At 63.8% G+C, this 13656-nt stretch carries 13 protein-coding genes; 6 read left to right on the forward strand and 7 right to left on the reverse strand.

Annotated elements, in window-relative coordinates:
* Positions 1-71: 71 nt before the first annotated feature.
* Positions 72-1427, forward strand: coding sequence for an FAD/NAD(P)-binding protein (locus tag ABID58_RS31210; protein WP_354036681.1), 1356 nt, complete (start codon positions 72-74; stop codon positions 1425-1427).
* 39 nt (positions 1428-1466) lie between these two features.
* Here the strand turns inward: ABID58_RS31210 and ABID58_RS31215 are convergent, their stop codons facing one another.
* The 3 genes from ABID58_RS31215 to ABID58_RS31225 all read right to left on the reverse strand — a co-directional run bounded on the left by ABID58_RS31215 (position 1467) and on the right by ABID58_RS31225 (position 3750).
* Positions 1467-1868, reverse strand: coding sequence for a VOC family protein (locus ABID58_RS31215; protein WP_354036682.1), 402 nt, complete (start codon positions 1866-1868; stop codon positions 1467-1469).
* Between the two features lie 132 nt (positions 1869-2000).
* A complete protein-coding gene (locus tag ABID58_RS31220; protein ID WP_354036684.1) occupies positions 2001-2783 on the reverse strand; it encodes a class II aldolase/adducin family protein in 783 nt (260 codons plus the stop codon).
* Positions 2784-2799: 16 nt separating this feature from the next.
* Positions 2800-3750 carry an NAD(P)-dependent oxidoreductase gene (locus ABID58_RS31225; RefSeq protein WP_354036686.1) on the reverse strand — a complete coding sequence of 317 codons (951 nt, stop codon included), beginning with the start codon at positions 3748-3750 and terminating at the stop codon, positions 2800-2802.
* A gap of 222 nt (positions 3751-3972) precedes the next feature.
* Between ABID58_RS31225 and ABID58_RS31230 the strand changes: the two genes are divergently transcribed.
* Complete coding sequence (locus ABID58_RS31230) at positions 3973-4383, forward strand: VOC family protein (RefSeq protein ID WP_354036688.1); 411 nt, start codon at positions 3973-3975, stop codon at positions 4381-4383.
* 34 nt (positions 4384-4417) lie between these two features.
* Here ABID58_RS31230 and ABID58_RS31235 read toward each other — a convergent pair whose 3' ends face one another.
* The 3 genes from ABID58_RS31235 to ABID58_RS31245 form a co-directional block, all read right to left on the reverse strand.
* Positions 4418-4801: a 4Fe-4S dicluster domain-containing protein gene (locus ABID58_RS31235; RefSeq protein ID WP_354036690.1), complete on the reverse strand. Its 384-nt coding sequence runs from the start codon at positions 4799-4801 to the stop codon at positions 4418-4420.
* Positions 4798-6183, reverse strand: a complete 1386-nt coding sequence (locus tag ABID58_RS31240) for an FAD-binding protein (RefSeq protein ID WP_354036692.1) — start codon at positions 6181-6183, stop codon at positions 4798-4800. The genes ABID58_RS31235 and ABID58_RS31240 overlap by 4 nt, the downstream gene beginning before the upstream one ends.
* A gap of 237 nt (positions 6184-6420) precedes the next feature.
* The gene (locus ABID58_RS31245; RefSeq protein ID WP_354036694.1) at positions 6421-7746 is read right to left on the reverse strand and encodes an O-acetylhomoserine aminocarboxypropyltransferase/cysteine synthase family protein; all 1326 of its coding nucleotides are present in this window, start codon (positions 7744-7746) and stop codon (positions 6421-6423) included.
* Between the two features lie 627 nt (positions 7747-8373).
* On the opposite strand from ABID58_RS31245, the gene ABID58_RS31250 reads away from it, so the two are divergent.
* Positions 8374-9714, forward strand: coding sequence for an LLM class flavin-dependent oxidoreductase (locus ABID58_RS31250; RefSeq protein ID WP_354036814.1), 1341 nt, complete (start codon positions 8374-8376; stop codon positions 9712-9714).
* Here ABID58_RS31250 and ABID58_RS31255 read toward each other — a convergent pair.
* On the reverse strand, positions 9711-10802 hold the full coding sequence (locus ABID58_RS31255; RefSeq protein WP_354036696.1) for an LLM class flavin-dependent oxidoreductase: 1092 nt from the start codon (positions 10800-10802) through the stop codon (positions 9711-9713). The genes ABID58_RS31250 and ABID58_RS31255 overlap by 4 nt on opposite strands.
* A gap of 224 nt (positions 10803-11026) precedes the next feature.
* On the opposite strand from ABID58_RS31255, the gene ABID58_RS31260 reads away from it, so the two are divergent.
* The 3 genes from ABID58_RS31260 to ABID58_RS31270 are packed head-to-tail and all read left to right on the forward strand — an operon-like array spanning position 11027 to position 13647.
* Positions 11027-11899 (forward strand): ABC transporter permease subunit, encoded by an 873-nt coding sequence (locus ABID58_RS31260; RefSeq protein WP_502916444.1) that lies wholly within the window; start codon positions 11027-11029, stop codon positions 11897-11899.
* Positions 11896-12624, forward strand: coding sequence for an ABC transporter ATP-binding protein (locus ABID58_RS31265; RefSeq protein ID WP_354036698.1), 729 nt, complete (start codon positions 11896-11898; stop codon positions 12622-12624). Before ABID58_RS31260 ends, ABID58_RS31265 begins: the two co-directional genes overlap by 4 nt.
* An 18-nt stretch (positions 12625-12642) precedes the next feature.
* Complete coding sequence (locus tag ABID58_RS31270; protein WP_354036700.1) at positions 12643-13647, forward strand: NrtA/SsuA/CpmA family ABC transporter substrate-binding protein; 1005 nt, start codon at positions 12643-12645, stop codon at positions 13645-13647.
* Positions 13648-13656 lie beyond the last annotated feature (9 nt).

The raw sequence follows: 13656 nt of genomic DNA on the forward strand, positions 1-13656 counted from the left end.
AACGCATTTGAGACGTAGAACCAATCGCAGTCCTGGGACGTTGACCGAACGATCAAAACGGGGGCGGCACGATGGGTCCGGAGGGGCGGCATGCGATCGTCATCGGCGGGGGCGCCAGCGGCGTCCTTCTCGCTTATCAACTCCTGAAAACCAACCCACCCCATGTCCGTGTCACGTTGATCGAGAAACGGCCCGAGATCGGCCGCGGCCTTGCCTATCATGCAGGCAATCCCGAACATCTGCTCAATGTGCGCGTGACGAATATGAGCGCGCTGCCCGACGATCCCGAACATTTCTGGAACTGGCTGTGTGCACGGCCCGGCGGGCCGCTGTGTCCCGATCCCTACTGCTTCGTACCCCGGCAGACCTACGGGGACTACCTCGCCGATTTGATCGCACCGCTGATGTCGGCGGCCGACCCGGCGCGAGGCTTGACCATCGTGCGCGGCGAGTGCGCAACCATCCGCGAAAATCCGTCCGACGTCGCAGTCACGCTCGCGGACGGAACTCGCATCACCGGCACTACGGCCATTCTCGCGACCGGCCATGATGCCGCAGCACCGCTGCTGGCTGGCCATGCCGAACCCTGGGCCTCACCCACTGACGCCGGCATCGACGCGAACGCGACCGTGTTGATCTTGGGAACCGGCCTCTCAATGGTCGACTATGTCTTGTCGCTGCTCCGACACGGACATCAGGGGCGGATCGTCGCCGTGTCGCGGCGGGGCCTGCTGCCGAGGGCTCATCGACGCGTCGATCCGATGCGCTTCGCCGAGAGCGAGATTCCGTTCGGCGCCGAAATCGGGCCGCTGTTGCGCTGGTTTCGTCATCGGGTCGAAATGCATGTCGCCGAGGGTGGCGACTGGCGCGGTACAATCGACGCGATCAGGCCCTTCACCCAGCGGCTTTGGCACGAGCTTCCGTTGAGATCCAGGCGCCGATTCCTCGAACACGCCCGCGCCTGGTGGGATGTTCATCGCCACCGCACCGCGCCGGAGGTCGAAGCTCGCATCACGGAGGCTCTCGCGACAAGGCGACTGACGATCATCGCCGGCAAACTCACCACCATCGCACCTAACCCCGGCGGCGCTATCGTTCGCTACCGCAGGCGCGGCCAAAGCGAAACGTCCGAGCTGCAAGTCGGAGCCATCGTCGACTGCACCGGCATCGTCCGGGATCCAGGCGCCAGCACCAACCCGGCCGTGCGCAGCCTGCTCGACGACGGCCTTGCCCGCATCGATCCGCTGCGGATCGGTATCGACGTCACGCGCGAGTGTGCGATCGTCAATCGTGACGGGTCTCCCTCTCGCCGCCTCTACGCCGTCGGCCCGCTGACGCGGGCCGCGTTCTGGGAGATCATCGCTGTTCCCGATATCCGGCAGCAATGCGCGGAGCTGGCAGCGCGACTCGGCAACCATTCGCTTTAGGTTCACAGAGGCGGTCAGCCAAATCGCTGTAAGCGCTCTCTATCGCGGTTCAATCACATGTGCGATCTCCCAGACATGACCAGAAGGGTCGGCAAAGGACGCGGTTCGCCTTCCCCAAGGGCGATCGACCGGCCCATTGAGCAGATCGACACCGATCTCCCGAAGGGTCGTGTACACTTGATCGACGTCACGAACCCTGATTGTCAACAAGACCCGCGCTCCTGCAGAAGACTTCCCAACGGGCAACGGCTCAACGAGAGGAGGCGCCTGAGACACGTCGAGAAGATTGATCAGGAGTCCACCAAATCTAAGCACGGATGAGACCGCATCTTCCCAGACGACTTCAGGTGCGAAGACCCTAGCGTAAAAAGCTTTCGACGACGCAATCTCGTCGACGAACAAGGTAATGACTTCAACCTCGTTTGGCAGACCATTAGCCATGTCGCCGTGCTCCTCACCGTTGTCGCGCCGGCTTGCGCGAACGAGACAAGCCGCTGGCTACAATATCTCACGATGTCACGGCGTGGCGCAATTCGGCGAGCCGGGCAACCGTCTCGCTCGGAAGCCTCGATCCTAGTTGAACAGATCCGGCTCCGCCTCGGTGATCCAGTCCCACAGCGGCTGGAAGCTGAAATAACCGCCCTTGTGCGTACCGACCTGCCGCGAGGTCAGGCTCGCGATCTCATGCGGGATCGGCTTTGGCGTGCCGGCGGCCTCGGCAAGCAGCTGGGCGCGTGCGACATTGTCCATCGCGATGTACCACCACGCGGCCGCCTCGATGGTCGGTCCCACCGTGAGCAGGCCGTGATTCTGCAGGATCGCGGCCTTCTTCGAACCCAATGCCTGCGCGATCTTGCGACCCTCTTCCGCCTCCAGCACGACGCCGGAGAAGGGATCGAACAGCACGTGATCCTCGTAGAAAGCGCAGGAGTCCTGCGTCAGCGGATCGAGCAGGCGGCCGAGTGCCGACCAGGCCTTGCCGTAAGTCGAATGGGTATGAGCGGCCGCGATCACCTCCGGATGCGCGGCGTGGATCGCCGAATGAATAACGAAGCCGGCCTGGTTGATCGGCTTGTCGCCGATCAGGATGTTGCCGTCGTGGTCGACGAGCTGAAGGTCGGACACCTTGATCTGGCTGAAATGCTTCGACAGCGGATTGATCCAGAACCGCTCGGGAAACTCCGGATCGCGCACCGTGACGTGGCCCGCGAGCCCCTGATCGAAACCGTAGCGCGAAAACAGCCGGAACGTCGCGGCAAGCCGCTGCTTGCGGTGCAGGCGCTCCTCCTCGAACGACGCGGCCGGCGTGCGCTCGACCAGGGAGTATTTCTTGGGCTTCTCGACGACCTTGTTCATTGTTGCGGCTCCTTTTCTAGTATTCGAGATTCTTGTCGAAGACGTCGGCCAGCGGCACGCCATGCGCATAGGCGTCGAGGTTGACCAGCGTCTTGTCGGCCAGCCGTTTGACGTCCTCTCCTCCCGTCCACGAAACGTGCGGGGTCAGGACGACCTTGGGATGGCTATAGATCGGATCGCCCTCCGGCGGCGGCTCGGGATCCGTGACATCGAGCGTCGCGCCGGCAATTTTTCCTTCGTCGAGCGCTTGCAGCAGAGCGCCCTGGTCGATGATCCGGCCGCGCGCCACATTGATCAGATGCAGCGAAGTCTTGGCGTGCGCCAGCACGTCGGCGTTGATGAGACGCGTCGTCTTCGTCGTCGCCGGCAGAGCGAGGACGAGATGATCGGAAACCTCGACCAATTGCTCGATGCTGTCGACCGGCTGGACGCCCGGAAGGACATATGGCCAGGACGACCGCCGCAGGACCCGGATGTTGACGCCGAACGGCTTGACGCGCTCGACGACAGCGCGGCCGATGGCACCGAAGCCTGCGATCCCGATCGTCTTGCCGCTGAGCGAGCCCAGCGGGGTGATCTTCCACTGCTCGCGGCTGCGCGGCCGGATGTCGTGGATGCGCTTTTCGAAGCCGAGGATCGCCGCAAGGACATATTCCGCGATCGGATCGGCCGAGATGCCGCGGCCGACCGTGACCACGGGACCGTCGAGCAGCCACGCCGGAAAGAAATCGACGCCCGTCGATGCGGTCTGGATCCAGCGCAGGCCGAACGGCCAGCCCGCGGGCTTGTCCGCAGGCGCCTTGTGCCAGCCTGCCAGCGGCCGCGTCACCAGCACGTCCGCCTCCGGGGCAACCTCCCATGGCGCGCGATCGGCAGGATGATCGATGATCAGCGGGCGCGACCAGTGATCGGCCAGCGCGGCACGGATGTCCGGGCCAAGCTGATTGACGATAATCGGCGATCGCACGCTGTTCAGGCGGCTCACGATGGCAATAACGCAGACATGCTAGGCGGTTGCGGCAAGATAGTCTTTTCAAAAATGGCTGGCCCCTTGCAACAACAGGACGACACGCCCGAGTGATGCATAAGAATTCGTCTCTACAGCCGGCTCGCAGACGCTACGTCCCGCGCACGCGCTTGACATCGGAGCGAGCGATCCGATCTTGAGTAGCGATCAAGGAGTTCTCCCATGAAAGTACTCAACATCCTGACCCGGCGTTGTCTGCCACTGGATCAACTGGATGCGGCCGTCGCTTTCTATGAGGCTCTGGTCGGTCAAAAGGCGCGCCTTCGCTTCGATTATCCCGAGTACGACCTGAGACTGGCGCAGGTTGCATCAATCCTGTTCATCGCCGGAACCGAGCAGAGCCTGAAGCGGTTCACCGCAACCCACATGACGTTCATGGTCGAGGATATTGACGCATTCGCCGCCCATCTCCCGACGGTCGGCGCGACTGTGCTGGAGGCGCCCAAGCCGGTGCCGACGGGGCGAAACATGCTGGTGCGACATCCGGACCATACGATCGTCGAATACGTCGAGCATCGCGACAAACATCCGGCGGACGTACTGCCGTCGATCTCTGTCGATCCGGCCATGTAGGATGACTTTTGCGAGCGGCCGCAGCCAGAGCGATTTATTTCCTCCCGATGATGCCAGGCGGCTCCGCTCTCGCCTGTGCCGCGGCCTCACCGGCACGACGGAACACCGTTTCCATGAGCCATTGCTCGTTCGGAAAGCGATCGGACCATTCGTCCCAACCGGAATGCTTGCGGTATTGGCCGAGACGGCCCGAGGCCACCACCTCTTCCGCAGTCACAGCGGCGCGTCGGTCGCAATCCGGCGCCACGTAGATGGCGTCAGCCTGGCAATAGAGCTCGCACATGAAGCAGGTCTGGCAATCCTCGACACGGGCGAGAACCGGCAGGCCATCTTGCCCGGGATCGAGCACGTTGGCCGGACAGACCTCGATGCATATCCCGCAATCCGTACAGCGGTCCGCGACGATGAGCTCGATCATGATGCCGCCTCGAGTTGACCAGTTTCGGTATTCGCGGACGGACCATCGGCGGCCACCCAGACCTTATCTAATCCGCCGCTGAGCAGTCGGGTTGCAAATCCGGAATCCTGCGAGGGAAAATCCTCGCGGCGGTGGAGACCCCTGCTCTCCTTGCGCGTTGCCGCCGTGGCGACGGACCAGCGCGCTGTTGCCAGCAGAGCCGCCGTCTCGCGCGAGGCGATTGTGCCAGTGTCCGCGTGATCGGCGAGCTCGGCCCACAAGCCCTCGAGCACGCGTATGGATGCCGCAAGTCCTTGTCTCGTCCGGAACAGATTCTTGTCGAACGGATGCATTTCGGCGCGCACACCATCTCGAATCGCAGCGAGATCGACGGTCTGCGCGCCGCTGCGCGGCTCGCGCCCGACGCGGCCAAGCGGCCGAAGCCGGCTCTTGCTTCTCTTCACGCTGCGCGACAGGCATGCCGCAGCACGTCCGGCGAACACACCCGACGAAAGAGCCCAGGCCGAGTTGACATTGCCGCCGCCAGAGATCGCCCCGGCAACCTTCTCGCGCGAAGCGTTGTCGCCGGCTACGAATAGCCCCGGAACAGATGTCGTGCCATCCACATCGTGCACACGCACCCCGCCGATCCCGCGAATGGTGCCGTCATTGTGCAGCGTGACCTCAAAGCGGTCGCGATAGGGATCGACGCCCCAGCGATCGAACACCAGCGGCACATTCGGTGAGATCGTGTGCAGCCGCGCCTTGATGTCATCAGGCAGAAGGTGCAGCGAGCAATAGACCGGGCCGCGCTGGAGCGCGCGGGCGAGGCCAATGGTCTGGTCGGGACCAAAGGGAAGATCGAGCTCGTGCCCGTCGGCATCGTAGTAGGTCGCGAATGCATAGGCCATGCTTCGCGTCATCGTCGAATGCGCCGGCGCAATCGTGTAGGCCGCGGTGAACTCCATGCCGGACATCTCCGCGCCAGCCTCCGCCGCCATCAGATAGCCGTCCCCCGTGTTGGTTCGCGATCCCAACAGATGGGACAGGAAGCTGGTCCCGCCGGCGGCGAGCACCACCACTCCCGCCTCAACCTGATACGCGCGGCCGCCATCCTGCCGGCGCTGGCCGCGGGCACCGCCGATCGAGCCGTCGGATCGCGCCAAAAGTTCAAGGACGGGCGAATGATCGAGGATGGTGACGCCGTGGCTGAGCACCTGCTGGCGCAGGGCGCGCATGTATTCGGGCCCCCGCACGGCGCGGTAGTTTACCCGCCCTTCGTCATCGGCCCCGAACTTGTAGTGGCGCGCCAGCGTCGGCAGCGTGCGCCAGGTCTGGTCGAGGATGCGATACATCCACTCCGCTTCGCCAAGACCAAGACCGCTCGCGACACGATTGGCCACGGCTGCATCGCGCGCCGCGGGAGGATCCGGCGGGACCCACCAATGGCCGGCCCCGCCGCGGCCGTGACGCCACTGGTCCCGCAATAGCCCTTGTCGACCAGCACGACTTTCGCCCCGGCCTGCGCGGCGGATGTCGCCGCCCGGCGCCCGCCATCCCGCCGCCGACGATCAGCACGTCGGTCGTTATCAACAGCTCTTCGGTTGGTGCCGACGCCATAATCTCTCAGACGATTCGTTTCACGCTGCTTTGCGCGCACCGGCGCCAGCGTCGGCAGCTGTCAGCGCCTGGCTGAGATCCGCCAGGATGTCGTCGGGGTGCTCGATCCCGACGGACAGGCGCACATAGCCGGGCGTGACACCCGCGGCCAGTTGCTCGGCCGCGGTGAGCTGCTGGTGCGTCGTCGACGCCGGATGGATAGCCAGCGATCGCGCATCGCCGATATTGGCGACGTGATAGAACAGTTTTAGCGCGTCGATGAAACGCCGGCCGGCCTCGACGCCGCCTTTCAGCTCGAAGCCGACGAGGCCGCCATAGCCGCCTTTCAGATAAGCCTCCGCCCTGCGCCGGTTCTCGCCGCTTTGCAGGCCGGGGAAGATCACGTTCGAGACCGAGGCGTGCTTGGCGAGGAAGTTCGCGACCTTGACGGCGTTCTCGTTGTGCTGACGGATGCGCAGCGGCAAGGTTTCGAGACCCTGGATGAACTGGAAGGCATTTTGTGGCGCGATCGACGCGCCGAGGTCGCGCAGCAGCTTGACGCGGGCGCGAAGGATGTAGGCGATCGGGCCGAGCGGCTTCGCGGCTTCCGTCCAGATCGCGCCGTGGTAGGCCTCATCAGGCTTGTTCAGAAGCGGGAAGCGGTCCGCATGTGCCGCCCAGTCGAAATTGCCGCCATCGACGATGGCGCCACCGATCGCGGTGCCATGGCCACCGATATATTTTGTCGTGGAATAGACAACCACCGCAGCGCCGTGCTCGAACGGACGCGCGATCAGGGGCGACGCCGTGTTGTCGAGAATCAGCGGCACGCCCAGCGAGCGGCCGATGTCGGCGACCTCCTTGATTGGAAAGACGTTCAGCTTGGGATTCGGAAGCGTCTCGCCGAAATAGGCCCGCGTCCCGGCGTCCGTTGCGCGGCGGAAGTTCTCGGGATCCGAGGGGTCGACGAACCGGACCTCGATGCCGAACTGCTTCAGCGTTTGTGAAAGCAGCGTCCAGGTCCCACCGTAAAGATCGGTCGACGACATGATGTTGTCGCCGACTTGCGCGATGTTGAAGATCGCGAACGCGGAAGCCGTTTGTCCGGAGGACACCGCAAGCGCAGCCGCTCCGCCTTCCAACGCGGCAAGCCGCGTTTCAAACGCATCCTGGGTCGGATTGCCGATGCGGGTGTAGATCGGGCCGATCTGCTCGAGCGCGAACAGGCGCGAGGCGTGATCGGTATTCTCGAACTGGAATGACGTGGTCTGGTAGATCGGAACCGCCACCGCGCCGGTGGCCGGATCGGTGCGATACGACCCTCCATGCAGCGCCAGCGTCTCGAAGTTCCGGGTCTCCAAAGCCATCTGCAACTCCTTCGATCTCTAGGGCACGCGCGGCGCTCGGTCCGCATCGCCAGTCGGTCGAAGGATGCGTTTTGATTTTTGCGCTGTCGAGCGGGTGCGAAAAATAGCGATGCGCGTGCTGCCTGATCGCGATTTCGGAATTCGTTTGTTCCCAATCGTTCGCCGAATTGGAAACAAACTCACTCGCGCAAAAGAGTCCTAAAGCGGGCGAGTTGCGCTCCCTCCAAACAAGAATCTGAAAAACAACTCCATGCACAGTAGAACCGCCACCGGCCGGTTGCCGGGGGTGGCGCGGCTTAAGCCGAGGTCAGGTTTGGTTGAATCGACACGCGGGCGCAGAACGCGAAGCAGCTTTCCGTGGCGAGGGCGAGCCACCAAACGAGCTTGATTTCATCAAGCTCAGGTCATTTGACCTGTCGGGCAAAACAGTGGCAAGACAGCATCGTGGTAATCAGGTTAGCGAACGATATTCTCGCCCAACCACAGTCCAGCGCAGCCTTTCCCTACCGAGAGCGATCACCGCGCAGCGAATGTTGCGAATTCGCGCATACGACAGTTTTGCGCTTCATTCGACCGCCACGGCACGATATCTGCGTCTGTATCGTAAAGTCACCGACGGAACGTGCCATGTCGCCACGCCAATTGCACCTGAACGTCAACCTGCTTCACTCCGGCGTCTATCCGTCGGCCTGGCGACTGCCGGACAGCGATCCGCGCGCCTTCTTCGATCTCGGTCATTATGTCCGTGTTGCTCAGATTGCGGAGCGCGGGAAGCTCGATGCGATCTTCCTCGCCGACTCTCCGGCCGTGAACGATCGCATCGATTACCGGTCGTTCACATCGATGGAGCCCACCATTGTGCTCGCAACGGTCGCCGCCGCAACCAGCCACGTCGGCCTGATTGGCACGGTGTCCACGACCTATAACGAGCCCTATAATATCGCGCGCCGTTTCGTGACGCTCGACCATGCCAGCGGCGGACGTTCGGGATGGAACGCGGTCACGACGGCAGACGCCGCTTCAGGCCGGAATTTCGGCCTCTCGTCGGTGACGGAGCACAAGGCCCGCTACGAGCGCGCCAAGGAATTCACCGAAGTCGTCCAAGCGCTTTTCGACAGCTGGGAGGACGACGCCTTCGTCGGCGACAAGGCGAGCGCGCGATTTGTCGATACGTCGAAAGTGCACCCGATCGCGCACCGTGGCCCGCATTATTCGGTGGCCGGACCGCTGAATGTCCCGCGCTCTCCGCAGGGACGACCGGTCACGGTGCAGGCGGGCGGCTCGAACGACGGCCGCGACTTCGCGGCGGCCTATGCAGAAGCCGTGTTCACGCTGGCGCAGAGCATCGAGGAAGGCGTCGCATATGCGCGCGACCTGCGTGCGCGCGCCGCGACTTATGGTCGTTCGGGCGATTCCATCGTCATTCTGCCGGGGCTTGCCACAGTCATCGGTAGCACCGAGGCCGAGGCGCAGCGGCGGCAGGACGAGCTCTGGGAGCTGGTGCCGATCGAATACAGCCTGGCGCGTCTTGCCGGCACGCTCCAGATCGATCCGGCGCTGCTCGATCTCGACAAACCACTGCCGGATCCGCTGCCGTTGCCGGTCAACGCCAATCACACGATGTTCCAAGGCACCGTGAATCTTGCCCGGCGCGGCAATCTGACGGTACGACAACTTATCCGCGCGCTCGGCGGCGGTGTTGGCCATCGCATCATCGTCGGCACGCCGGAGCAGATCGCCGACGATATCGAGGCCTGGTTCAGGGCCGGAGCCGCCGACGGCTTCAATCTGATGCCGGACGTGCTGCCGTCCGGGCTCGAAACCTTTGTCGATACGGTGGTGCCGATCCTCCAAAAGCGCGGATTGTTTCGGACCGAATACACGGGATCGACGCTCCGCGATCATTTCGGCCTGCCGCGGCCGGAGAGCCGCTTCGCGAAGCAGGCGCCGGAGGTGGCATCGGCCTAGTGTGAGGGCTGGACCAGCCTCTCGGCGGCTCCTGCCGATTGCCTTGCCCGCACGCGGGGGATCACCTCGTGTGCAAATCGCCGCATCTCGGCCTCGAACGGCTGGAATTGCAGCATGAAGAGCTCGATGCCCGCGGCATGGAACGCCTCGATGCGCGCCGCAACCTCGTCATAGCTGCCGACCAGCCCCGTGGCCGTGCCACCATTGCTGCCGACGCGCGGCGTCTTCTGCATGGTCTGCATCATCACGACCTTGGGGTCGGTATTCTGCTTCTGGATCACCTTCATCGGCGCATCCTTTGCGGCCAGGCTGAGCAGCCGCTCATGGGCGGCCTGCGCCTGCTCCCGGGTTTCACGCGCGACGACAAAGGCGGACAGGCCGAAGCGCAATGGCGCCGCCGCACCGCGCGGACGCGCCACGACATCGGCGATCAGGCCGACCACATCTTCCAGGGGCTGACCGTTGATGAACCAGACGTCGCCGTGCCCTGCGACCAGATCACGCGCCGGTTCAGATTCGCCGCCGACATAGATGGCCGGGCGCTTGCGGTAGAGGCTGGTCGGGCGCAGCGCATAATCGGAGACGTTGAAGTGCTGACCGCTGTAGTTGAGGCGCTCGCCCTCCATCAGGCGGGAGACGACCGAGATCCATTCCGTGCCATAGGCATAGCGGGCGTCATGTTCCGGAAAGCCGATCCCCGCCTTCTCCAGTTCCGGGCGATTCCAGGCATTAACCAGATTGATCGCGAACCGGCCACGGCTGATGTTCTCGATCCCGAGTGCCAGCTTTGCCAGCACAACGGGATGATAGAGATACGGCTTGATCGCGGCGATGATCTCGATGCGCTTCGTCAGCGCCGCAATCGCGGCCGCAGCACTCCAGGCCTCGAGCTGATCGAGGTCTTCCTGATGTGGATTGATCGTGTGCTGCGCGATCAGCGTGGAGTCATAGCCGAGCTCTTCGGCCGCCAGCACCAGATCCCGGTTGCGCTCCCAAGAGGCGTCATAGGGTTCTTCGGGGTCCTGGTGCGCGGCACGCGGGCCATGCACCAGCGCCCAGATTCCGAAGCGAAGAGGCGCAGTCGCCATCGTGCTCTCCCGTAACTTTCTCTCGATCAATCCGGCAATTGTCACGCGTTCTCGCCAATGGCCTGTGCGAGATCAAGCACGACCGAGATCAAAAGATTTTCTTTGTCGCGCACCGGCACTGTGACGACAGCAGATCACTCCGGAGCGAACGACAATTGAAATAGCACTCTATTCCTGTCGGCACGATTCCATGGGACATTTTATGCTGAACGAGGTTTCGCGTCTTGAGCAATATCGAGCTGAGCCAAATCGACCGTACCGTGATCGGTGCGGATAGCGGACCGCCATCGCAAAGCCGCGACAGATCGCTCGCATCGACAAGCAGACTTGGCGCTCGCGGCCTTCAGCTCCTCTCCTGGCTTGCACCCGTACTGCTGGTCATCATCTGGGAAGCGCTTGCGCAGGCGGGATGGCTCTCGCCCCAGGTGCTGCCCGCGCCAAGCAAGGTCATTCGGACGGCGTTCAAGCTGGCGACCACCGGAACCTTGCTGAACGATCTCGGCGTGAGCTTGCTGCGCGCCGCGGCGGGCTTCGCGCTCGGTGCAGCGGTCGGCGCCGCGCTCGGCATCCTCGTCGGCTTCTCGCGGATTGCGGAAGCTGTGATCGATCGCAGCGTGCAGATGATCAGGGCCATCCCCTTCCTCGCTGCGCTACCCCTGGTCATCGTCTGGCTCGGCGTCGGTGAAGCGGAGAAGATCTTCCTTGTGGCGCTTGGCGTCACGTTTCCGATCTACATCAACACCGTGCTTGGCATCCGTCAGGTCGACCCCAAGCTGCTCGAACTCGGCCGGGTCCAGGGCCTGAACTCGCTCCAACTGATCCGCCGCATCATCCTTCCCGGCGCATTGCCGTCGATCTTGACCGGTGTTCGTTATGCTCTCGCCACGGCTTGGCTCGCGCTGGTCGTGGCCGAGACCATCGGCGCGCAGTCCGGCATCGGCTTTCTCGCGATGGATGCCCGCGAATTTCTGCGTACCGACGTGATCATCCTGACGATCGTGATCTATGCACTGATCGGCATCGCGGCCGACGCCATTGCCCGCTTGCTCGAACGGCGTCTGCTCGCCTGGCATCCGAACTACGGAGCGGCACGATGAACGTTCACGTTGCTCCATTGTCCCCCGCATCATCCGAGTCAGGGCCGGCCGTCGTTGTCAATAATCTCGTGCGAAGCTACGGCCCTCGTGTCGTCATCGAAAGGCTGAACCTGCGCATCGAACGCGGCGAATTCGTCGCCCTGCTGGGCGAGAGCGGCTGCGGCAAGACCACGCTGCTACGGGCGCTCGCCGGCCTCGATACGATCCAGGGTGGCCGCATCGTGGCGCCCCGGCGGCCGGCAGTGGTGTTTCAGGAACATCGGCTGCTGCCCTGGGACAATCTGTGGCGCAACGTCTCGCTCGGCTTGCAAGCATCCAACGCCCGCGAACGCGCCGCCGAAGCGCTCACCGAGGTCGGCTTGGGCGATCGTCTCGACGACTGGCCGCGCAACCTCTCCGGCGGACAGGCCCAGCGTGTCGCGCTTGCCCGCGCGCTGGTCCAGCAGCCCGAGCTTCTGCTGCTCGACGAGCCGTTTGCCGCGCTCGATGCGCTGACCCGCATCCGCATGCATGAGCTCGTCCGCGAACTGGTTGCCAATCATCAGCCGGGCGTCCTGCTCGTCACCCACGACGTCGACGAGGCGATCGCCCTCGCCGATCGTATCCTCGTGATGCGCAATGGCGCGATCGCCTTTGAGCATCGCGCCGCGCGCGACGGCTCGACCTCCATCTCGCGCGCCGAGCTCCTCGGCGAGCTTGGCGTGATCTCTCATTCTCCCAACTAGGTTCTCCGGAAGGCCCACATGTCCGACTCCTCGATCGCCAAACCATCCCGGCGCGGCTTCCTCGGCTCCGCAGCCTTCGGCATCGGCGCGCTCGCCGGCATGGACATCAGTGAGTTCGCGCAGGCCGCGCCCGGCCGCACCACCGACACGGTCCGCCTGACCTGGGGCCTGGGCGGCCTCAACCTGATCGCCAAGGAGCGCGGCGAGTTCGAGAAGCTGCTGGCCAAGGACGGCATCAAGGTCGAATGGCTCGGGCCCTTCCCGAACCATGCACCGACCTTGCAGGCGGTCACCGGCGGCAGTGCCGATTTCAGCTTCGGCGGCAGCACCACGCCGGCACTCGCGGCCATCATTGCCGGCTCGCCGCTGGTGTTCACGCAGTTCGTGGTCTACGAGCCCCGCACCACGGCGATCATTGCCAAGGACGGCTCCGGCATCGACAAGATCGAGGATCTCGTCGGCAAGTCGGTCGCGGTCAACCGCTCGGGCCTCGGCGAATTCCTGCTGGTCGCCGCCCTTGAGAAGCACAAGGTCGACCGCTCCGCTGTGAAGTTCGTCTATCTCAATCCGCCGGATGCGGCACCGGCGCTTGCCTCCGGCAAGGTCGACGCCTGGTCGATGTGGAGCCCCGGCGTCGACATCGCCCGGCGCGAATACAAGGCGCACGACATCTTCCTGGAAGGCCGCGATCTCGAGTTCCAGATCGACTACACGTCCTACCTGACCACCCGGAAATTCGCGACCGACAATTCGGCGCTGGTTCGCGCCGTGAACGACGCGTTCCGCGCCGAAGGCAAATGGATCTCGGAGAACAGCAAGGACGCCGAGTACATCGCGCAGAAGGCCGGCAAGTACAGCGACGAGGTTCGCGACCAGTTCATCGCGCTGAAGCGCCAGTATCGCTACTTCGCGGTCAACGACGAGCAATTCATCGGCGAGCTGCAAAAGGCCGCCGACTGGCTCGTCGCTCGCAAGGTTCTGCCCGAGCCGGTCAAGGTGACCGACCATCTCGCCCAGCTCTAGGACCATTCC

This window comes from Bradyrhizobium sp. S3.2.6 (assembly GCF_040546885.1).
GTDB classification, from domain to species: domain Bacteria; phylum Pseudomonadota; class Alphaproteobacteria; order Rhizobiales; family Xanthobacteraceae; genus Bradyrhizobium; species Bradyrhizobium cytisi.